The following is a 23,411-nucleotide window of genomic DNA, read 5'->3' on the forward strand; positions in this document are numbered from 1 at the left end:
GATTCCTTATCTGATTCCTTATCTGATTCCTTATCTGATTCCTTATCTGATTCCTTATCTGATTCCTCTGAAGATTTAGGTTCCGGAACGATTGAATCACTATTGAATTCAAAAGGAATTGCCAAATTTTGAAAGCCTTGATTCATAATTGGGATGGTATTTAGCAGTGGATATAAATTATCAAACTCTACTTCTAACTCATAAACTTTCCCATGAATCTTTAAAGTGTCCAAATAGTCAGATAAAAACTGGTATCTATTTACTCGATGTAAAATAAGTAGAGATTCTTGTATAGGTTTTCTTTCTGTATTATTTTTAGCTGATGCTAACTTAGCCACTAAATCATTAGATTCTTTAGTGATTTTAATTTCATCATCCTTCTCTATAGCATTTTTCAGGTGTTCACTATCATGCTCACAAAGTCCAATGTAATAGCATGCATGAATATTCAACCAATTCCATGTGTCAGGAAACCCTCTATAATTTTTGGGTTCCTTTCTTAAAAAGATGGCTAATAATGGGCAACTAACAAATATGCTAAACAAACTAAAATCAGGCGTGTTCCTTAGGTTATTAAGGTTTTCGATGTGTAGTGCATGATCTTCATAATTGAAATACTTTCTATAGTTTTGGAAAAATTCACGTTCCGATGTAGAGATTGATTTATTACTGAGATCTGTCATATCCTTTCGCAAAGCATCTTCGATTAAGACGGCGTGAAAGAGACCTACTATCTGAAAGTGAAGTAAGTTACCTAATGCTCTGTCAGCTTTATTATCTTTAACAAACTGTAGAAAATTATCAGAAACTCTTAAAATCGAAGATGAAGAAATGCTGAGACTGGACCATTTCCCTTTAACTACATTAATCCAATTAAGTAATTTCTTTAAGAAATGATCGCCATAGTCAGAAATGAAGTTTTCATTATTATTATTATCATCATCATCATCATCAGATGATAAATCATCGTCAATTGTTGACCAGTCAGGTGTCATTGTTTTCGGGCTATTTTCTAATTCACCTAAAACTTTTTTTAAATCTTCAATATTTTCGATGTCGCTTTGAAGCAACATAATCAGATTTGAAAATAAAGCAGTGAATGACATGAAGCCAGTCAATTCACTTTTTCTATATCCTTCAACTTTAATGAGTGCTAACTCAACTAATTTACCTAAACTTCCAAAGGAAGAAGATATTGTATTTACACGGTTATATATTAACCCATTATTATACGTGATATTATTTTCATTACAGGCTTCACCAACCTGCTTCCACCATTCCCCTAGGTATTCATTAGATTGTATAGGTGTTGCTGAATCAAGATTGCTTTTAGAATTAACGTTCAGGTTAAACAACTTAGTCAGTTCTTTACGGTATACTGTTTTTTCAGATACCGTATAACTCTCTATTTCTTTTTGGGGTTTTATAAAAGAGCTAATATAAAACTTTGACAAAACAGTTTCTATTTTAAGACTAACCACATCATTAAATGGAACTCTATATAATCCATAAGCTTGAGGAGATGTTTTATTTTGTTTGATGGCAGCTATCATTAACTTATTATTGGTATCGTTAACATCAATAAAATCTTGACCTAAAGCTACAAACTTTAAAATACGTTCGATACTAATTGATGAGTCATTCATATTAATATCAATCGCTATATTTTTAACTTGAGCTATTAGTATCATCCACTCTAATGCGTTACCAATATTGAATTGTATTTGACTCTGAATCAATGGGGTAAAAGTCAAAACTCGATTATTATAATTTTCATCTGGTGAATTTGGCTTCAATCTAGAAAAGTTTTTCCATGAATTCTGTTTAATCCCCCAATTCCAAAATAGATCTGCTAGCTTACTCATCGAAAACTGAGACATTTGTAAATCTGTAGATTTAATGTTCAATTCATTCATGGATGATGTGTATATATCTGAAAATCGGGTGGCAAAGTCATTTAATGCATCTTGTGAGTTAACTGTCACAAACTCATTATTACTGTCAATTTCAACCAGAAACTTAGTCGCTGACATTGCTTGCATCAAAGTACGAGCAGGACTATTAAGAATCGAAGAAATAAAGGTTTTTTGTTCACTTTTACGGCTTATTCCAAAACCTATCTCTAGAACTTTACCCATGTATTCGCTTAAATTATTTTCAGCGGACTCTAAATATTTATTATTTATGACACCTATAGAACTGAATGTTTGATTATTCTTTACTCTCCTTTGTTCCAAAGTATGCATGTGAACTCGGTTTTCTGGCTTTAATACTTTCATTAAATATTGCTCTTCAAGCTCAGAGACTTTTCGCAGAACTGGATCTTCGTTATAGCTAGACATACTGCTTCGCTTATGAAATTGGCTCGAGGCTCTATCATATTCGAGGACATTCTTACCTAAAGAGTCAAATTGAGCAGCTCGAACTAAAGTTGTATATAACTCAATATCGCCTGAAATTAGAATAATCAATTTTTTAGAAGTTAAATTTTTCCTAACAGTTTCAAGAACTGGCCAACCACGGTCAAATTGAGTATCTATATCATCAAACGTGATCAAAAATGCGGTTTTTTTAATAGCTTCAAGTGCTTTATCGATAAAAATATTTAAATTTATTTCTAGATTCCGTCCTTCTCTAGCTTTATTAAGCCCAGTTTCTAAAATATAACTTTTATCTTCCCATTCATCGCCATAATTAGAAGAGCCAATCCCATCAATCTGACATAACCCACCAGCTAAATCTTTTAAGGCTTCTTCATACTCTCTATAAATTACTTCTGATATTGAACTTTTTATCTTATCTACTTTATCGCGAATCTGAGAAATCAAGATGATAAGAACGTGTTCTTTAGAAGAGATAAGAGTGGGGTCAATTACTTTTAGAACAGCTACATCATCAGGAATTTTTAATTTATCTTCAGGAGATAAAAAACTTGCATCACGGCTTGCTTCATCAATACTGCTAAGAATATGTCTAATTAAAGTAGATTTACCACTACCACGGGAACCACAAATTGTTATCGCGTTATGGTGTCGACTATAAAATATATCATCTTCGTTTGGTTTTTGAGATTCCTCTCTACTTTTCGACTTATCGGACCTTAATGAAACGACCTGCTCATAAATTTTGCTGAAAATGCCTTCTCGTGCTTCTTGTTGGAAAATTTGATCTTTCTTTAGATTTAAGACATCTGTAGGATTAGACAGATTTATGATGATCTTTTCATTTTTATGGTTTTGGGTAGTCATAACAACTCGTCCCTGTCATTAATTTTCATTATTAAATCACATCTTTAATCACCGTAAAACAATAACTTATAAAATTTGAATACTTGATCAGGTTTACATTAAAACTTATACCCAAAATACAGCTTTTAACGTTGAATTACACTGAGGTATGTATATAATTACGTACCTTTTTGATGATAACGTGTTAAGTAGTAATTATGAGCCAAGTCGACAGCAACTTTTTTTATTCATTTCCTGCCGTTAGGGGGCAGCAAGCGGATCGTCCTTTTTACATTGCGACCTGCCCACTGCGTATCATCCCGAAGATCTTCATGTTTGATGAAGAGGAAGTCCCCGCTGAATTGCGGGCACAGCGCTCAATTAATAAAGTCCGTATCCCAGAGATTACGCGCTATTTGGTTGATAACCCCAAGGGATATGTTTTTTCAGCATTAACAGCGTCAGTAGAAAAAAATGTCACCTTCATTCCATCTTCACAAGGTAGTGATTTAGGCACTCTGCATGTCCCAATGGAAGCAAGAATTTTAATCAATGATGGCCAACATAGACGTGCTGCAATTGAAGAAGCGATAAAAGAAAAACCAGAGCTAGGCCAAGATAATATTGCAGTGTTATTTTTTGTCGATGAGGGCCTTAAACGCAGCCAACAAATGTTCGCCGATTTAAATAAGCATGCCGTAAGACCCAGCCCTTCACTTAGTTCATTATATGATTTTAGAGATTCCTCTGCGGCTGTTGCCCGACATCTTGCTCTGAATGTTGCACCCTTTGTAGGTTATACAGAAATGGAAAAGTCATCGGTTGCACTGAAAAGTAATAAATTATTTACTTTAAGTAGTATTAAACAAGCAACTCAAATATTACTAAATAAAGGATCAAAAGCCTCATTCTCAGATCAAGACCTTGATCTCGCTAGTGAGTTTTGGACACTTGTTAATGTGCATATTGCTGAATGGCAGATGGTTCAAGCAAAAGAAATATCACCAAGTCAGTTAAGGCAAGAATTCATCAATGCCCACGGAGTTGGTTTGCAAGCACTTGGTATGCTTGGACATTCTCTTATTCAACAATGCCCTAAAGATTGGCAACAAAGAATAGTAAAAATACATGATATTGATTGGCGTAAAGCTAATCCTATATGGGACAATAGAGCTATGCATCATGGGCGTTTATCCAAAACCACTACGAGTATAAAGCTAACCGCGAATTTACTTCGAAAGGCCCTTTCTATCACATTGACCACCCAAGAGCAGCAACTTGAAGATGACTTTAAACAATAATATGCACCCGTTATATCAATATGAAGATCTATACGCCTATCTGGATTTTATTAATGACCAAACATATGCAGGTCGTAAACTTAGCGAGCAGATAGCTGAATTACAATATTTATATTTAGAAGAGAGCCAACCATGGGTTGTTGCATTTAGTGGTGGTAAAGACTCTACTGCTATTTTGACACTCATGTTTTTTGCATTATTAGGTTTATCGCCAGAGCAACGTAAATACAAAGTGTATGTGGTGTTTTGCGATACGCTTGCTGAAGTGCCCATTTATTTGAAGAAAACACTCAGAACAATTAAAGCAGTTCAAAGAACAGCTAACTTACTTGGGCTACCAATTGAAACTAAAATTATCACGCCTAAGACACAAGATACATTTTGGTCGCGTTTATTAGGTCGTGGTTATCCTGCCCCTAATTTACGTTTGAATCGATGGTGTACAGAAAAAATTAAGTTAAATCCATTCAAGCATTTTGCTGAGACCCAGTTTACAGACAATGAAAGCCCCATTGTTATGATAGGTTCCCGTTCAGCTGAAAGCGCAAACCGCCAAGCTATATTAGATAAATATCACTCTGGTGAAAGTTACTTTGACGATACCGACCCAACTTATCGCCGTTATGCGCCCATTAAAGATTGGAGTGTGAATGAAGTGTGGCATATTTTGGGGCAGCGGATCGCACCTGGCCAATACGAAGATATGGAACCATGGGAAAGCCCTTGGGGCACAAGTAACATCGGTTTAGTTGAGCTGTATGACAGTACTAATTCAACAAGTGGTGAATGCCCGTTAGTTGAGACAGCAAGCTCACCAGGCTGTGGTAAATCTCGTTTTGGTTGTTGGACATGTACTGTCGTTACTAAAGATAAAGCGATAGATGGGTTGATTGCTAATGGTGAAACTTGGTTAGAACCATTGGCAAAGTTCCGTAACTTCTTACACTCAACAACAGAGCCGAGTGTAAAAAAACTATACCGTCAAGATAGACGTAGAGACGGAAAAGTAAGTGTTAAGCACGGCTTACAAGAAGAGAAAAATGTCGAATTTATTCAAGGTCCCTACTTTCTTCATTTAAGAAAAGAGTGGCTAGCACATCTACTAAATATGGAAAAAGATCTTAATTTAGCTGGCCATGAAGTAAGCCTTATAACAGAAGATGAACTTCATGAAATACGTTATCAGTGGCGAAATGACCCCTTAACTCCAGACTGGGCCGACGAACTCCCTACTATTTATGCATCTGTTTATGGCGAAAATAAGATCACGTTCCCTAAAGACGATGTTAGTAATTTTGGTGAACTTGAAGCAAACATTATCAATCGTCTTGCTGAGCAACATGATACTTCACCAGATTTAGTGAGAAAGTTAATAGAACTAGAAGTGAGTTTGAGTGGTTTAGGTAAACGCCAAGGCTTATATCAACGGATCGATAAAATCCTTGCTCAAGACTGGGGCTCAGTAGAAAAAGCCAAGAGTAAGAGAGAGAGTGAGAAAGCAATTCATTTTGCGCTTACTCAAGATCTTATCGACATCGGCGCAGAGCTCGATGGTATAACAGCAATGCTAAATAAAGAATTTTAATACCATGATAATTAAAAACCTAATTTTAGAAAATTTTCGAGTCTTTTCTGGTCACCATGAGGTTAATTTAAAAACAACGATAGGTTCGCCTATTGTTATTTTTGGTGGCCTTAATGGTGCTGGGAAAACGTCCATTTTAACGGCTATTCGTTATGTCCTTTTAGGACGTATGGCATTTGATCATGTTACAAGCCACAAAACCTATATTGAACACCTTTCAAGCTTAATTCACCAGTCTTCGTTGGTTAGCGATACCTTAAAAGCAAAAGTAGAAATTACGTTTGATTATGTACGTGAAGGCAAAGCGGTAGAATATAGCGTATCGAGAACTTGGAATTCAGGTGAGGCTGATGCGCTAATTGTTAGAGAGAATGGACTCATTCGGGATGAGCTTAACTATGAACAAGCTCAGGCATTTTTATTCGAACTTGTTCCCCCAGGTGTTGCCAATTTTGTTTTTTTCGATGGGGAAAAAATTGCTGATTTGGCAGAAGACAATAATGGCTTTGCATTAAAAGATGCCGTTAACAAATTACTCGGTCTTAATACAGTTCAACGCTTGCAGGAAGACTTAAGAATATATCTTAAAAAAGTTGGGATCTCATCAGCGACAACTCAGCTACAGGCGGAATTCGAAAGATTAGAGTTTGAAAAATACGAATATTTACAACAAGCAAGAAAGTTGCGTAATAATGCTGATAATCACTATAACGTGATAATCGAACTTAGCCATTCAGTTAAAATAGCTGAACAGAAATTATTAACTGGTGGTGGTGCTTGGGCAAACGATCGAGAAGAAACAAAGAAAGAAGTCGATACCCTTATTAGCACAAAGCATGATGCTGAAGCCTTAGTACTAAAGGAACTCGATGGCTGTTATCCATTGAGTCTTGCACCTAACACGCTTAGCTTGCTCACTGAATATTTAAAGAAAGAGTCTGATTATCGCCTAAGACAGAACTTTTCCACTCAATTTGATCAATTCTTGCCACAATTAGAAGCCGCTTTGTGCAAGTCACATTTACAAAGCAGCGATACAATCTGTTTACTTCAAACTGAGATTACTGCATTCATGGGTAATATGGCCTTACCTGAGGTTGAATTTGGTTTGTCTGTTCAGCAAAGTGGTTTGCTACACGCTCAAATCGAAGAGACTTGCAAGCACTCATATCAAAGGGTCACAAAGCAAAAGTTAATTATTTCATCACTTGAAAATGCAATTGATAACGCAGCCGTAAATATTGAAAGAGCACCTGAAAAAGAGCAGCTTAAGATTGCTTTTGATGAACTACGTGAATTTGAAAAAACAAAAAAAGAAGCGGTTAAGAATTACACCGATACTCTTATCGATGCAAAAGATAAATTCAGTAAAGCGCAACAAGTAGCCCAACGTTTGTTGAAATTGCATACTGATATGAAACGTGCGTTTGGTGATAATGATTCAGCATCTCGCGCACTCTCAGTAATCGAGTTATTAGAACAATTACGTGAACAATTGAGTCAAACTCGTCTATCGCAACTAGAATCTGAGTTTAATACTTCATACCATAAGCTAGCCAGAAAGAATGATTTAGATATTCATGCAAAAATAGACCGTAATAGTTTTGATGTTTCTTTATATGACAGCAATAAACGACTTGTTGATAGGAAAGCTATATCTGCGGGCGAAAAGCAAATTTATGCGATAGCGATGCTAGATGCATTAGGAAAAGTCGCAGGTAAAAAACTACCGGTTGTTATAGATACACCTCTTGGTCGTTTAGATTCAAAACATAGAAATAAATTAATTAGCCATTATTTTCCAGAGGCTTCAGAACAGGTCATAATTCTTTCAACAGATACAGAAGTGGATGCTGGATTTTTTGATGCTCTTGAAAGCAGTATCCATCATAGCTACCAAATTATTTTTAATACTGTAACTCAATCTTCGTCAATCGAGAATGGATATTTCTGGAAAGATACTAATTTTAAGGAAGTTATTTAATGTTACCAACTCGCGGCCTAAAATTGACAAAAGAAACTGAAGAGCTATTACGTCGTCTTAAACTTAAAGCGAAAGTAACTCCGAATGTTGCATCTAGATTGGCTTTTTTCAAATCTGTTGAAAGTGGCTACCGCTACCATGATCCATCGATCAAGTTAGATGGTTCACTTGTTTTAGATAAAGTCACATGGTTAGGCGATTTGACACTCGCCATTGATTGTACTTTAAAGATGCTCTATCCGTCATTAGACAGTAAAGAGCTTGAAAAGGCTTGGGCCACTCATGTTCAACATGGGGTTAAAACGTTACGTTCAGCCAAATCTATAGTGGATATTATTTAAAGAATGATTTGAAATTTGAAACTAAAAAAGATGTCAATAAATTATTTTTTATGCCTTAGTTTTAATTTATCAAAGGCATTTCATTTAGCGGTTAGAATCATGTCATAAATTTATATCGACCTTTTACCTTAAGGTGAAGCATCTTTTGATAGTAATGACATATCTTTAAGCCCTGTGGAGATTAAAGATATGTCATTCAATTAATTTTATTTCACTCTTAGAATTGCTTGCAATCATTTCAAAATAGGTATTGACGGTGATAGTGATACCCTGAGGCTATATTCGACCTTTAGTAAACTCACTAATGGTCAGTATTAACTTAATGCCCATAATCCAGCGTACTTACCAATACTAGTAAATGACTCAATGCAGACCTTTGCGAGATTAAAGCAGGTTCTGGATAAGTCTGATTTGGTGTAAATAATCGATTTTTAGTAATAAATCACTCTTTATCAAGCCACTCTCGAGTGGCTTTTTTATGGGTTATATCTCAGCATTAACACTCGCTTCATTATGCTAAAACCGCTCACCCGATAACTATCAGCTAATACAAATTGATACATAAAATAACTACGATTAAATTTAACAAGTGGTTAATATAATTTAGCCCTCATCATTGATTTTTTGCACCGCTAACCTCAGTTCTGCCACTTATTGGTTCAATTAATAATGAAATGCATAACAATAACAACACAGGATTTTAAAAATAACTATGCCTTTAAAAAACAATAAGATTAATGCAATTTCATTCGCCCTTAGCCTAATTTTAGGTACCACTTTTATCACTCCAGCGTTTGCCCAAGACACCTTGATTTTGGCCGATGCCTATATCGATGTAGCTAAAGGAAAAAGCGTTGATAATGCAGCGATAATTATCTCTAACAATCACATCGTTAAGGTTACCACCGCGGCAAACATTACGAATAAAGCCGATTACACCTTGATTGATCTTAAAGGTAAAACGCTGGTGCCAGGAGTGATGGATATGCATGTGCATTTATCTGGCGATGCTGAAGATAATTTTTTAGAGTCGATGAATTATTCAGTACCAAGGCAAACTGTTAAAGCGGTTAAAAATGCTCAGAAAACCTTGCTCGCAGGCTTTACCACAGTACGAGACTTAGGTGCATCTGGCTATTCAGTCATTGCCACCCGAGATGGAATAGATGCTGGCGATATTCCGGGTCCACGTATTTGGGCCGTAGGCCACGCGATTGGTATCACCGGCGGACATTGCGATGATAACTTTCCTGCTCCAGAAGCCCATGCTAAAGCTCAAGGTGTTGCCGACGGTCCTTTAGAAGTGCGCACCAAAGTACGTGAAAACATAAAATACGGTGCCAATGCGATTAAAGTCTGTGCCACTGGCGGAGTTTTTTCTAAAGGTACTCAAGTAGGTGCGCAACAAATGACTTACGAAGAACTTAAATCTGCCGCAGATGAAGCGCATATGCGCGGCCTTGTTATCGCCGCCCATGCACATGGCACTAGTGGCATTAAAGATGCGATACGCGCGGGTATCGATAGTATTGAGCATTGTAGTTTTATGGATGATGAAGCCATTAATATGGCAATAAAAGCAGGCACTTACTTGTCTTGCGATATTTATAACACCGAATACACCCTCGCCTATGGTGCTGCTAACGGCGTACCAGAAGCCAATATCAATAAAGAAAAGCAAGTGTCGCAAGCCCAGCGTGACAGCTTTAGAAAAGCCGTTAAGGCAGGCGCTAAGATGGTGTTTGGTTCAGATGCGGCGATTTATCCCCATGGAGACAATGGTAAGCAATTCTCACGCATGGTGACCTTTGGTATGACGCCAGTTCAAGCGCTTCAGGCTGCAACCATAAATAGTGCCGCCTTGATAAAACAAGACAACTTAGGTCAAATTAAAGCCGGATTCTTGGCTGACATTATTGCTGTTGATGGCAATCCGCTAGATAACATTAGCTTGATGGAAAACGTCACTTTTGTTATGAAAGATGGAGTTGTGTACAAAAAGCGTTAAGGCATTAGCTAACCGCTATTGGTTATGCCACAGCCCGATTGGCTTGGATAGCTTTAGCAATCAAATACCAAGGCCTACCTTAAACGCTAGGTCTTTTTTATATCTAACAGATAGACCGTCAGATCTCAAAAGCATGTTGATTCGTTCAATCATTATGGTTCAAGTCTTTTTATCTATCGCAGGCTATACATTAAGCGCTGGCTGACTGTCCCGATTGTGTTTATCAAACGCTATCCCTAAGGGTTCGAAATAGGCCAATAGTGCTTGATAGATTTCACGGCGGTGTTGGGTATCTGGGTAAGCACCATGTTTGGCCAATGGTGAGTTAATCGTGCTGTTAACGAGATATGGATTAGATATTTCGGCATTAGCCTGTGAGTACATTTCAATACTGGCTTCGAATGCGCGCGCCATCATTTCGGTTGGTTTAGCAAAGTAATGACAAGCTTGCAGTTTATCTAACGCGATTGACCGTCTCACATACTCGTGTGGCTCTTGGCCATTGCTGTTTAAAAAAGTGATTTCAAATAGCTTAGATAATTGTTGGTTCAGTGGATGAGCAACTAATGGTTTGTCTGCAAGCCAGTGGTCGGTAGCACATGCATACCGGTTAGCCGGACTCATGTACCCATCTTGGCTCAGTAGAGTGTCATCAACAAACATTTTGTCGGCTATATAATGATCGAACGCATGCCAAAACTCATGAGCTAACGACCCTGCGCCGGCATTTTTGGCTAATGCCAGTTCTCGATATGCTGGTGAATAGTGTGCCTGCACGCCCTTTTGGCCGCCATGGCCAAAGGCAAACCGTAAACTGCCGCGCAGGCCAATTAGCTCTGGTGGTACGCAGAGTATATTGGCCAGATCGGCTAATGAATCAAATATCAAGTTAGCCGCTAATGCCGACTCCTCGCGATTAACCCATTTGCCCACTCTTATGTGCTGTAAACCAAAAGTATGCTTGATATCTAAAAAGCTCACCGAATCACCATTGCGATAATCGGGACCAATGCGCTCAAAATGACGCTGATGATTTAATAATGAATGATGTGAAGCCAAACAAACCTCTATTACACGAAAGCGATTATAAACACGTTTACAAAAAACGAATGCTGAACTCAGTGGATAATTATGCCATGTTTAACGCCATCAACCGTGCAATAAAAAGGCTAATGGTGGTAAAAGTCTCCTTGGCGCAACCTCATCCACCAGTATGTTAAAAGCATTTTTATTCAGCTTTATGCAAAAATAAAAGTATTACCCTCGGTAAATTTTTAACCTTTATTCATTTAAATGCTTATTTAATCAAAATAAGGCTAAACAGATTAAATTAAATGCGCTCCATAATCACCGAGTTTATTTTACTCTTCTATTATGTGGCCCATTAAGAACCGATTAAGTGGCTTAGTACGGCCACCAGCACTTAATGGATCGTATACGTTACGACTGTTTATGACGATATGCGCCTGAAGAGTAAGCCGGTGTATTTGGGGGCCCTTTTAAGTATCGCTCATTGAATGTCTATTTAACCCTGTTCACAGTACAGTGGTTTAAGCGCAATTGTTTATGGAGGATTTATGATTTATACCACAACAGAAACCATTCCTGGTCGGGATATTATCGAGATTGTCGGCATTGTAACGGGTAATGTTGTTCAATCTAAACATATTGGCCGAGATATTATGGCTGGTTTAAAAAGCATTGTCGGCGGCGAAATCCGCGGTTACACCGAAATGTTAAGTGATGCCAGAGATGTCGCCATTGAGCGCTTAGTTGCCAGTGCAGCTGAAAAAGATGCCGATGCGATTGTGGGTATCCGCTTTACAACAAGCGCCATTATGGATGGGTCGTCGGAAATAATGGCTTTTGGTACCGCAGTAAAATTAGCGCCGCGCTGATAAATAGCTCGGTTACTTAACCTAAACTTAGCTCATATTAATATCGCTCGCGAAGAACAAAGGCTGAGATAAGTACTTCTCACCATGTTGTTAACCTGTTTGTTTGTCCGAGTTTAGGCCGCCATATCGCGAGTGTTCAACATAACTAATAGGTAACTTTATGATTAAAAATATTTCCTTAGCCCTTGTCACCTTGATAGCCTCAACTCATGCCCTGGCGCTAGAAAGCCTTATTACTGTTGAAAGCCATTACTCGGCCAAAGAAACCGCTGATAGGTTTGAGTCGATCATAAAAGATAAAGGGTTTACGGTTTTTGCCAGAATAGATCATCAGAAAAATGCGGCGGGGGTTAATTTAACGCTAAGACCAACTGAAGTGATTGTGTTTGGCAACCCGAACATTGGCACTCAATTAATCCAGTGTAACCAACTGGCGGCAATTGACTTGCCCCAGAAGGCATTGATCAGTGAAGACGCTGATAATAAGGTTTGGCTGTCGTATAACAATCCGCAGTACCTTAAGCAGCGTCATAACATTACAGGCTGCGATAAGGTTATGAATAAAATAGCCGCCGCGCTCAATACATTAAGCATTGCTGCAACGTCCAAACCGCTATAATGTAGAATGATATTAATCAATAACTTATATAGCATATTTATCAGCAGTGCTGCGTATAAGGATATATTTTGAGGTGTTAAATGAATAACCAAGTGGTATTAATTACAGGTGCAAATAGAGGCATTGGTTTGGCCTTAACTGAGCAATACCTTATTAACGGCTGTCGGGTTATTGCGACCTGTCGCGATGATGCCACAACGACTGAGCTAATGTCGTTACAGGCGCAGTTTGCTGATAAATTATTGATTGAATCAATGGATATCACATGCCCAGATACCATTCACCGTTTAGCCAATAATCTTTGCCAGCAAAATATTAGTATTGATTTAATCATTAATAATGCGGGCTATTTGGATCGCGATAATCACAGTATTCATGCTATCGATTATGCTGATGCTGAAATGTGCTTTAAAGTGAATGCGCTCGGGCCATTATTTTTAATCCATTGCTTATTATCTCTATTGAATAAAACACGTTTATGTAAAATCGCTATTATCTCATCGTCCAAAGGATCATTAACAGAACCACAAGGTGTCGATTGGTATGGTTACCGAATGTCTAAAGCCGCTGCCAATATGCTCGCGGTGAATTTATCTCAAGAACTTGTTGATGATAATGTTGCTGTGGTATCGGTTCATCCTGGCTGGGTTCAAACTGACATGGGCGGTAGCGCTGCACGGGTTAAAGTTATCGATTCTGCATTGGGGATTATAAAGGTGATTAACCAGTTATCGATTGCTAACACGGGTGAGTTTTACAATTTTAACGGTGAGCAACTGCCGTTCTAATATGTGGCAGCTTGAATGTGTGACTACTCAGCGTACTTTTTGCCTAATGTTTGCTTATTATTGAACGCGTGTTATCAAGGGTATTGGTTTTGTGGGCGGGTGCGATTAATCAATTTACCGCTTAATATGGTCTAGGATAAGTTTGAGGCTGTTTTTAGGTCGACAATAGTGGGCGAATTATGTTTTTTGACCATGATATTGAGGCTAATTTAACCGGTTACACTTAAATACAAAATAATATCCAGCGATATTTACTGCTGGCTTGCCTTACCGGTTTAAGTTGGTAAGAAGTTGTTTTGATGACTGTATCATTAATATCATTATGATACTTTGGTATTAATAAGCATAGTTAGACAATATTAATTAAGTCGATAGTTACAATATTGACTACGACACAATGAAGATGTGTTTATCTTCTTCTTGCCGCTTAGCGGCTTAATTCAACGAACACTTTAAGTTAATTTGTAACCTGCTGCATTTGTACTTTAATCAGTACGACGTCAAGCAAAACCTAGGTTGCGTTACTGCATAGCTTAAGCGGGCGTTATATTTAGTGAGGTTGCGATAATGGAAACAAAGCCGATAATTTATGACAGATTTTCTTGTAATAAATGTTTTGATAAAAGCAGCCTTGATTTTGATTTCACCATGGCTTTTCAGCCAATTATTAACTGTAAAACCAATACTATATTTGGCTATGAAGCATTAGTTCGCGGTTTACAAAATGAATCTGCTTTTTCCGTTATCGATCAAGTCAATGATGATAATCGTTATTTATTTGACCAGCTTTGCCGAGTGAAAGCCATCGCACTGGCTGCTAAGCTCAAACTAGACTCCATGCTTAGTATCAACTTTCTTCCCAATGCCATTTATAAACCTGAGCGCTGTATTCGAACCACCTTAGAAGCCGCGAAAGAGTATGGTTTTCCAACCAATAGAATCATGTTTGAATTTACTGAAAATGAGAACATCAGCGATACAGAATTTGTTAAGGGTATTGTTGAGTATTATAAGAAATCAGGATTTATCACCGCACTAGACGATTTTGGTTCTGGCTATGCCGGTTTGGGATTATTGGCTGATTTTCAAACCAACATCATCAAATTTGATATGAAGCTTATTCGTAATATCGACCAGGATAGTACCCGACAAGCTATTATTAAAAATTGTGTCAACTTGTTTGCTGAGCTTAACATTACCTCGTTAGCTGAAGGCGTAGAAACCATCGAAGAAATGCTCTGGTTGCGCGATTCTGGCATTGACCTGATGCAGGGCTATTTGTTTGCAAAACCTGGCTTTGAGTGCCTACCGCAAGTTGATTTTGATGAAATATCCCGCTATGAAAGTAAAGCTAAACATTCCCACAAGCAAAGTTTACATGATGGTGCAGGTATTTAAACCTCAGCTTAAGGGGTTAAGATCATTATCCTTAGGCCGATTTTTTTTAGCGATTACTGACTCGAGATAGTCATCGAGATAGTCACTAAGATACTACACCGCTAAGCGGGCTAACTTAAGGTTTTGACTGACGTTTATAAGCGTTTTATGCCCATTTCAACCAATACATTTACCTATGTCTTTGCGTAATCCTGTATCATTGAGCGGTGCCAAACTCTTGGCCCCTTTCCCTCCCCTATGCTGGAAATATCATCGATGAAAACAGACGCTTTACGCGGCAAACTATTCTTATTACTGGCCACTATGCTTGCTGGTGTAGGCTGGATAGCCTCTAAACTTGTTATTTTACACATGCCTGGTGAGGTGTTTATTGCAGCTCGCTTTTTAATCGCCAGTCTGATTTTATTGCCATTTTGCTATCAGCAGATTTTGGCTCTGCGAGGCAAACAAATTGCCGCGCTGTGTGGCGTTGGCCTTGTATTAGCGGCATCGATTGAAGTATGGGTACATGCGATTACCATTTCAGATACCCTGTCTGAAGGCGCGTTTATCATGAGTTTAGCAATGATTATTGCGCCATTTATTTCTTGGCTATTATTCAAAGTTAGACCCGACCGCATGTTTTGGATAACGCTGCCTATAGCCTGCATTGGTATTATGTTATTAACCATCACAACGGGCTGGGAGGTGGATAACAGTCAATGGTTTTTCTTATTGTCGTCGGCCTTACTGTCATTACATTTTGTACTTAACAAGCGAGTTCTGACCAATATAAAGCCATTAACATCCATCTGCATTCAATTATTCATGGTGGGGGTTGCTGGTAGTGTGATTATGGCGCTGGTGTCACCTGAGCATTTTGAACTCAATGGCCAGCTGTTCTTTTGGTTTGCAGTGTCCACTGTGATTGCCACCAGCGTGCGCTACTTATTACAAACCCTTGGCCAGTTTAACGTTAAATTAGAAACGGCCTCATTGATCATGATTTTAGAACCCATTTGGACATTAATCTTGTCTATTAGCTTTCTTAATGAAGTGGTTGAGGTACAAAAGCTTATCGGTGGCGGAGTGATTCTGCTGTCACTGTTTATTTATATCAAATTTTCTAAAAAGTAGTTTTGACTAAACGTTATGGCGCGCTCGGTTTATGTTAATCGGGCTGCGCTTTGCCTCACCTGTTATCAGCAAAGATTCGACTACCAACAACAGATACATTTACCAGTCTAGCCACTTAAACACCTTGCCGCTTTTAGTTCATTGGCGATGAGACTATAATGATGGGTAATCGCAAACCAATGAGTCATTAATGAACAGTAACATAGAGATAGTCGATCTTCTCCGCGAGCGTATTCCTTCATTTAAATGTGTGCCGGGTTGTCACGATTGCTGTGGCCCAGTAACGACCTCGTCTGAAGAAATGTCGCGTCTGCCAGTCAAAACGGCCGCAGAACATGAAGCCGCGCTAAATGAGTGGAACTGCGTATATTTAGGCCCTAATGGCTGTGAAGTGTATGAGGAACGCCCTTTGATATGCCGAGTATTTGGCACGACACCGCGTATGCCTTGCCCTGAAGGTCGTGGTCCTGAAAAGATGATTGACTCAAAAGTAGAAGCTCAGATCCATCACTATATTGCCAATACCCGCCAAGTATTAGTGTAAGCGCATAGCAACATCTAACCGATAATGGTCTGTAACAGCAGACGAAAACCCGGATTGACGCGTAATATTAATGTGGTCGTGAATAACACAGCTTACATAAGAGTTAGCCGCATTAAAGCTTAATGAAGTAGCATGACTCGCCTCAGTATGACACTGAGACTCGTCATGCTCTGCGGTGTGAATCATTACCGCCAGAGAGCGTTAACTGGATTAGCCAAAGTGTTCTTGAAAAGCAATCATAAAGTCTTCTCTTATGAGCTGCTCTAAATGTATCGCGCGTTCAGTGGGGCAAAAAATCATGATATGTACATTCTGCTCACCATTTATGCCGCTGGTAATATGAATGTGTGGTTCACTGCCCGGTAAATCGACACCTGCGTGTTTTTCTATCACGCTATTGTAGCGCTTGGCCACTTCAATAAAATCTTCACAGTGCTGTTCTATTTGACGAGTTAGCCCAGGAAACAGCGGATACAGGTTAACAAACTGCACCAGAGTAATAGTAATATTATGATAAACGTAACGTTTCATAAAATTAAGGTTTTTAACCGCATAGGTAAAAAACATACTATTTGGCAGCGTGGCGGTTTTACCTGTGTAATGGTATTGGCCTTGGTCCAGATCAATCTCTTGGATCACTGTGGCCATTAAGTTATGTTCTATTACTTCACCGTATATCTTACCCACTTCAATCCAATCACCAATCACAAATGAGCGTGAACTCGCGCGTTGTATCGAGCCGGTAAAACACAGAATAATCTCTTTTGAGGCGATGACTAAAGCAATTGCGATGGCTGTTACTGACAATGCAAATTTGCTGACTTCGGTCTGCCAAAGTACAAATAACACCACCAATATTAAGATAAATGTGCCATTTTTAGTACGCGACATCCATTTGCGTTGCACATCAGAAAGAAATGCGACATCGCCACGTATACTTGAAATGATAAAGCGTTTAATCACTGAGATGAGTATTATTATCAACACTGTTAACAATAATTTGTGCTCGAGAAGAAAATCGACTGCTAATGCTATTTTATCTACCAAACCTACAACCTATATCAATTTTGTATTCATCATGCTGAACCAATATTATTCAGCCCAGTACTTTATGGGGAATACCAACATAAAACAAGGTAATTAACCTATACATTGGATAACAAACACCTCTCAAACAGTGCTTTTTGTTGCGAATAGCGTTGAATTAACTGTCATAGACCCGCTATTAATGCGTCCATTCGCCTTATGAGTAACACCAATCATGAGTTTGTTTTTGGTTAACGTCTAAGGTGATGATCTTTATCATCATATCCTCATCTATCATCCCGATTTCAGGTTAGTGAGCAGATAACTCAGCATTGAGAATAGGATTAGACAGCTTTGATTGTTGATGTCACTTGAAAGTATTCAGCCTTCAGAAAATCATCCGTGAAAAAATATCTCTACTGTGTTGAGTCGCAAACGTCACATTTACAAAATAGTTATCAACGCATTAATGACATCGCTAATGATCACAAGCTTGGGCATTAATCTAATATCTTTCTACTCTAGGCATTTTTGTCAGTTGGCGTATATATAGGGTGCTTGTTTAGCGACAAGGAGTTAAATTAGTATTAAGCTCAATCAATGATATTTTACATAAAGTTACATTGTTGTTAAATTAGCTAATTATATGCTTTTATTATGTCAGACACGGATGCATCTTATGGAAGCTGGCTCTCGTAGAATACTACTTTTTTCTGTTCCCCTAACCTTGCTCATCATGGCAATCGTTTATTACTCCTTCAACTCCGGTCGTGATATCGCGTTTCGTTACTCCCCGCTGATCGATGCCGCTATCAAAATTAAGCTTGAGGCGACAACAGGACACTTGTGGTTTGAAGAGGCGATTAGTGGTGATAGCAGCATCGATATTGACACTGTATGGGCGCATTTTGATAAATCACTATGGTATGCACATGTCATGCTTGAGGGCGGTAAGAATGGCGATACCGTCATCATGCCTCTTGATAATCCTGATTTACGCCAGCAAATTGACCAAACCATAGTCGACCTGCAAAAATTTCGCCACATGGCCCAACAACGTTGGGATGCACAATCCACATCCGCTATTGGTTCTGATATTGACCAACAATTTGACCAAGCTTTTATCGCGTTTAACCTTGCGGTTGATCATGTGGAAACCGCCCTGCAACAAGTTATCAATGACGATCTACACACCTTTAAACTCATGCAACTATTGCTTGCGGCTCTTATCTTGATGGTAGGGATTGTTATTGTGAGTTTGTTGTTGCGTTACAACACAAGAATAAACAAACACCTGCTGACGTTATTTAAACAAGAAGAAAGACTGCGGATTACCTTAAGCTCTATCGGTGATGCAGTAATAGTTACCGATACCCATGGCACGGTGACCTATATAAACCCTGTAGCAATTCAACTTACCGGCTGGACATCTCTTCAGGCATTAGGACAACCGCTTACAAAAGTGTTTAATATTGTTGATGCTTACACACTTGAATCGGTCAATAACCCGGTAAAAAGAGTCCTCGATACTGGCTCAATCGTCGGCCTAGATAATCACACTAAGCTTATCGCTAAAGATGGATCTGAATATCACATTGCCGACTCAGCTGCGCCAATGCGCAATCCTGCTGGTGATATCAGTGGTGTGGTACTTGTGTTCAGGGATATTACCGAAGAGCGGACATTATTTTCTGAGCTTGAATCGAGTCAGGCAATGATAAAAGCTTTATTAAACACTGTGCCTGATATGATTTGGTTGAAAGATACCCAAGGAAGTTATTTAGCCTGTAACACCAAATTTGAAGAAATGTATGGCGCCAAGGAACATGAAATCATCGGTAAGACCGACTTTGATTTTGTCAGCCATGAGCTTGCTACTTTTTTTCGCCACAATGATGCCAAAGCACTCCACGCCGGTGAATCCACCGTCAATGAAGAATCGCTGACATTTGCCAGTGACGGTCACGTTGAACAGGTCGAAACCATAAAAACACCGATGAAAGACAATCATGGTCACTTAGTCGGTATTTTAGGTGTAGCCAGAGATGTCACTAACTATAAGAAATCATTGGAACAACTTAAGCAAAGTGAAACCAGACTAAAAGAAGCGCAAGTTTATGCCAAAATTGGCTATTGGGAATTACTGCCCGACCAGAAAACCGCCGTTTGGTCTGATCAAATGTGTGCGTTATTTGGACTGGTTGAAAACGCCAAAGCAGATCCGCAAACCCTTTGTAACGTGATGAATAAAAGTGACATGGACACTTTTATGGCATCAGTTAAAGAATGCTTCTTGACAGGCCGAGAACACCATGTTGAATATCGGATCATTAGACCCAAGGATGGTGAAGAGCGCTGGATAGAATGTCGAGGACAATTGATCACAAATAGCGTAGGTGAAGTGCAAAAGATAGCCGGTTTTATCCAAGATATTACTGAGCGCAAAAAAGCTGAAGATACCTTACGCAAAAGTGAAGCAACTATCCAAAACAAGCTCAAAGCAATATTAGAACCCGATGCAGACATTGGTGCCTTATCGCTATCGGATATCATTGATGCTGAAGCGCTGCAATCTCTGATGGATGATTTTTATGATTTGACCGGCATGTTAGGCGCAGTACTTGATATCGAAGGAAATATTCTCGTCAGCGTAGGTTGGCAAGATATCTGTACCCAATTTCATCGCTGCCATCCTCAAACACGAAAAAATTGTATTGAGAGTGATGCAGTGCTCACACACAATGTGGAGCACAATACATTTAAGGAATACAACTGCAAAAACAATATGTACGAAATGGTTGCCCCTATTGTTATTGGTGGCAAGCATCTCGGCAATGTGTTTATTGGTCAGTTCTTTTATCAGGATAAAATCCCTGATGTTGAGATATTTCGCCAACAAGCACACCAATATGGCTTTGATGAACAGGCGTACCTTGCCGCTCTCGATAAAGTGCCGCGCTTTACCCGTGATGAGGTCGCCCATGGAATGCGATTTTATACCAAACTCACCGATATCATTTCTGCGTCAAGTTTCAGTGCCATCAAACAATCAAGGTTACTTGCGGAGCGAGAAAAAGCGCAAGAAAGACTGCAATTATTCTCTAGAGTGTTTAGTGATACCCATGAAGGCATCATGATTACCGACGCCAAACAACAGATACTTGATATTAACCCAGCATTCACCCAAATAACCGGTTATAGCCGAGGAGATATTATTGGTAATACACCAAACATATTGAGTTCGGGTAAACAAAGTCCGCAATTTTATGCACTGATGTGGCACACAGTTTCAGAAAATGGATACTGGCAAGGCGAAGTTTGGAACAGGACAAAGCAAGGGCAACTCTATGCAGAGTTACTCACGATTTCATCATTGACCAATAGCCAAAATGAAGTGACTCATTATGTTGGGATGTTTTCTGATATCACCAACAGTAAGCTACAACAAGACCAACTGAATTTAATGGCTCACTATGATGTTCTGACGAAACTGCCTAATCGCGCGTTATTTGTAGACCGTTTTCAACAATCCATTGCTCATAGTATGCGCACAGGACATCAACTTGCGGTGTGTTTCCTAGATTTAGATGATTTTAAACCCGTAAATGATAACTATGGTCATGATGTTGGAGATCGCTTATTAATTGAAGTCGCAAACCGCATTAGTGCCTGTATTAGAGAAGAAGATACCGTATCGCGGCAAGGCGGCGATGAATTTGCCATATTACTCAATGATATTAAGTCTGCTTCACAATATGAAGTAACCATAGACCGTATCCATAAAGCGTTAGCAGAACCTTATATCATTGATGATATACAACATCGTATTACCGTTTCTAGCGGGCTGACCTTATATCCTGCTGATAATGGTGATATCGATACTTTATTGCGTCACGCTGATCACGCTATGTACCAATCGAAATTAACCGGTAAAAATCGTTCTCGATTATACAGTGCCGATTCTGACCAGCTTATTATCCAAAAAAATCATCACCTCGAAGAAATTCAACAGGCATTTGCTAACCATGAATTTCAGCTCTACTATCAGCCGAAAGTGAATATGGTCAGTGGACATGTATTTGGCGTAGAAGCCTTAATACGTTGGAACCACCCACAGAAAGGGCTCACTTCACCGGGAGATTTCTTACCATTTATCGATGGTACCGTATTAGAAATCGACATCGGCGAGTGGGTTATCAATCAGGCTTTACAACAACTTGATGATTGGCAAAAACAAGGTATTAAACTTGAAATTAGCGTTAATATTTCGTCAAATCATCTGCGTACGCCAACGTTTGTTGCTCATCTTGAAGATAGTTTAAGCCAGTATCCCAATAATAATGCTCAATATTTGCAACTAGAGATACTGGAAAGTTCTGCTTTTGGCGACATCAATACCATTAATCATATTATTGAGGAATGCCAAAACCGGCTGGGGGTGAGTTTTGCACTGGATGATTTTGGTACCGGGTATTCATCGTTAACTCATTTAAGAAGTTTACCGGTGAATACGATTAAGATAGATCAGAGTTTTGTGCGAGACATACTCGATGACCCAAGTGACTACTCCATTATTGAGGGAGTCATTGCATTAACGAAATCATTTGACCGCAATGTTATTGCCGAAGGCGTTGAAACAACCAATCATGGTCTACTGCTGTTACTCATGGGCTGTGAGCAAGCTCAAGGCTATGGAATAGCCAAACCTATGCCTGCAAAAGATTTTTTACCATGGCTAAGCAACTATATTCCAAATAAAAGTTGGCGTATTGGTGGTAATCAAAATCACAGTAACAAACAAACTAGCCTAGATATATTTAAACTGATCACTGCACAGTGGAGAGAGAAATTTGCCAAAAAGATTTTATCCTCTGCAGATGAAGGAATTCCTTGGCCCATTCTTGATGATCAGACATGTCAATGCGGCAACTGGATCCGTCGAGAAAAGCAAGGGCAGTTATTTGAATCGCAATATATTCAACTATTTGAACACCATCATAGTAAGATTCATTTTATTGCTGATGGGATAAAGCATCAATATCTACAAGGGCATCTTGATGCCGCCTGTGAGAGTCTGGTTGATTTAGATCTCGCATTCGATGACGTCGATAATACTGTTAGCTTATGCCAATAGCCTTGCTTGATTTTGCTCAAAGCACAGGGCTAACTTAAGTCTAGCGCGGTGAACATAAGTCGATGAGCAGAGCTTGCCTAAACTGATGGGTAATCTTAAATACATCATACTCTGGCAGTATACTCTGGCAGTAGTCAGTTATTTTACACCAGCTTATTGCTATTCAAAATAAGCATCAAGCTTCACCCGTTATCCCCATCTAGCTGATAATGGTCGCAAACGTTTTTCATTCTCACTGATTCATTTTGATCTATAAGCAAAATGAATCAGTCACGCCATACAATCTCAACTGAATCACTGTCGTTCACTGCGCGATCACGTCCTGAGCTAAAATATGATCTGAGACAATTTGTCCAAATTGAGTTTTGTTAACTTGATCAACCTCATAAATTAGAAGCTACAAGCTTATTTTTGATAAGGAAATTTCTTACAAGTTGATTTA

15 protein-coding genes are annotated in these 23,411 nt (G+C 38.8%); 12 read left to right on the plus strand and 3 right to left on the minus strand.

Annotated elements, in window-relative coordinates; translation table 11 throughout:
• A partial coding sequence (locus ACED29_RS00735; protein ID WP_371696720.1) for a hypothetical protein occupies window positions 1–3,248 on the minus strand: 3,248 nt, incomplete at its 3' end.
• A gap of 197 nt (window positions 3,249–3,445) precedes the next feature.
• Between ACED29_RS00735 and dndB the strand changes: the two genes are divergently transcribed.
• From dndB to ACED29_RS00760, 5 genes are all read left to right on the plus strand, one after another.
• Entirely contained in the window at window positions 3,446–4,528 is a 1,083-nt protein-coding gene (gene dndB, locus ACED29_RS00740) for a DNA sulfur modification protein DndB (RefSeq protein WP_371696721.1), read from the plus strand.
• The gene (gene dndC, locus ACED29_RS00745; RefSeq protein WP_371696722.1) at window positions 4,512–6,113 is read left to right on the plus strand and encodes a DNA phosphorothioation system sulfurtransferase DndC; all 1,602 of its coding nucleotides are present in this window, start codon (window positions 4,512–4,514) and stop codon (window positions 6,111–6,113) included. The genes dndB and dndC overlap by 17 nt, the downstream gene beginning before the upstream one ends.
• A 4-nt stretch (window positions 6,114–6,117) precedes the next feature.
• Window positions 6,118–8,097, plus strand: coding sequence for a DNA sulfur modification protein DndD (gene dndD / locus ACED29_RS00750; RefSeq protein ID WP_371696723.1), 1,980 nt, complete (start codon window positions 6,118–6,120; stop codon window positions 8,095–8,097).
• Complete coding sequence (gene dndE / locus ACED29_RS00755) at window positions 8,097–8,438, plus strand: DNA sulfur modification protein DndE (RefSeq protein WP_371696724.1); 342 nt, start codon at window positions 8,097–8,099, stop codon at window positions 8,436–8,438. The genes dndD and dndE overlap by 1 nt, the downstream gene beginning before the upstream one ends.
• Window positions 8,439–9,150: 712 nt before the next feature.
• Window positions 9,151–10,446 carry an amidohydrolase family protein gene (locus tag ACED29_RS00760; RefSeq protein ID WP_371696726.1) on the plus strand — a complete coding sequence of 432 codons (1,296 nt, stop codon included), beginning with the start codon at window positions 9,151–9,153 and terminating at the stop codon, window positions 10,444–10,446.
• A 183-nt stretch (window positions 10,447–10,629) separates the two neighbouring features.
• Here ACED29_RS00760 and ACED29_RS00765 read toward each other — a convergent pair whose 3' ends face one another.
• Window positions 10,630–11,505, minus strand: a complete 876-nt coding sequence (locus ACED29_RS00765; protein ID WP_371696728.1) for a CLCA_X family protein — start codon at window positions 11,503–11,505, stop codon at window positions 10,630–10,632.
• 518 nt (window positions 11,506–12,023) lie between these two features.
• Between ACED29_RS00765 and ACED29_RS00770 the strand changes: the two genes are divergently transcribed.
• The 6 genes from ACED29_RS00770 (at window position 12,024) to ACED29_RS00795 (ending at window position 16,809) form a co-directional block, all read left to right on the plus strand.
• Window positions 12,024–12,344: a heavy metal-binding domain-containing protein gene (locus tag ACED29_RS00770; RefSeq protein WP_124014792.1), complete on the plus strand. Its 321-nt coding sequence runs from the start codon at window positions 12,024–12,026 to the stop codon at window positions 12,342–12,344.
• A 160-nt stretch (window positions 12,345–12,504) separates the two neighbouring features.
• Window positions 12,505–12,963 (plus strand): DUF302 domain-containing protein, encoded by a 459-nt coding sequence (locus ACED29_RS00775; RefSeq protein ID WP_182756275.1) that lies wholly within the window; start codon window positions 12,505–12,507, stop codon window positions 12,961–12,963.
• Window positions 12,964–13,043: 80 nt separating this feature from the next.
• Window positions 13,044–13,751 (plus strand): SDR family oxidoreductase, encoded by a 708-nt coding sequence (locus tag ACED29_RS00780; RefSeq protein WP_124014791.1) that lies wholly within the window; start codon window positions 13,044–13,046, stop codon window positions 13,749–13,751.
• Window positions 13,752–14,318: 567 nt separating this feature from the next.
• On the plus strand, window positions 14,319–15,149 hold the full coding sequence (locus ACED29_RS00785) for an EAL domain-containing protein (protein WP_124014790.1): 831 nt from the start codon (window positions 14,319–14,321) through the stop codon (window positions 15,147–15,149).
• Window positions 15,150–15,404: 255 nt separating this feature from the next.
• On the plus strand, window positions 15,405–16,265 hold the full coding sequence (locus tag ACED29_RS00790; RefSeq protein ID WP_371696731.1) for a DMT family transporter: 861 nt from the start codon (window positions 15,405–15,407) through the stop codon (window positions 16,263–16,265).
• Window positions 16,266–16,455: 190 nt separating this feature from the next.
• Window positions 16,456–16,809 carry a YkgJ family cysteine cluster protein gene (locus ACED29_RS00795; RefSeq protein WP_124014788.1) on the plus strand — a complete coding sequence of 118 codons (354 nt, stop codon included), beginning with the start codon at window positions 16,456–16,458 and terminating at the stop codon, window positions 16,807–16,809.
• A gap of 210 nt (window positions 16,810–17,019) precedes the next feature.
• Here ACED29_RS00795 and ACED29_RS00800 read toward each other — a convergent pair whose 3' ends face one another.
• Window positions 17,020–17,856 carry a mechanosensitive ion channel family protein gene (locus tag ACED29_RS00800; protein ID WP_124014786.1) on the minus strand — a complete coding sequence of 279 codons (837 nt, stop codon included), beginning with the start codon at window positions 17,854–17,856 and terminating at the stop codon, window positions 17,020–17,022.
• Between the two features lie 658 nt (window positions 17,857–18,514).
• Between ACED29_RS00800 and ACED29_RS00805 the strand changes: the two genes are divergently transcribed.
• Window positions 18,515–22,969 (plus strand): PAS domain S-box protein, encoded by a 4,455-nt coding sequence (locus ACED29_RS00805; RefSeq protein WP_371696732.1) that lies wholly within the window; start codon window positions 18,515–18,517, stop codon window positions 22,967–22,969.
• The last annotated feature ends 442 nt before the right edge of the window (window positions 22,970–23,411 follow it).

Source organism: Shewanella sp. 5S214 (genome assembly GCF_041439795.1).
In the GTDB taxonomy this organism is placed as follows: domain Bacteria; phylum Pseudomonadota; class Gammaproteobacteria; order Enterobacterales; family Shewanellaceae; genus Shewanella; species Shewanella vesiculosa.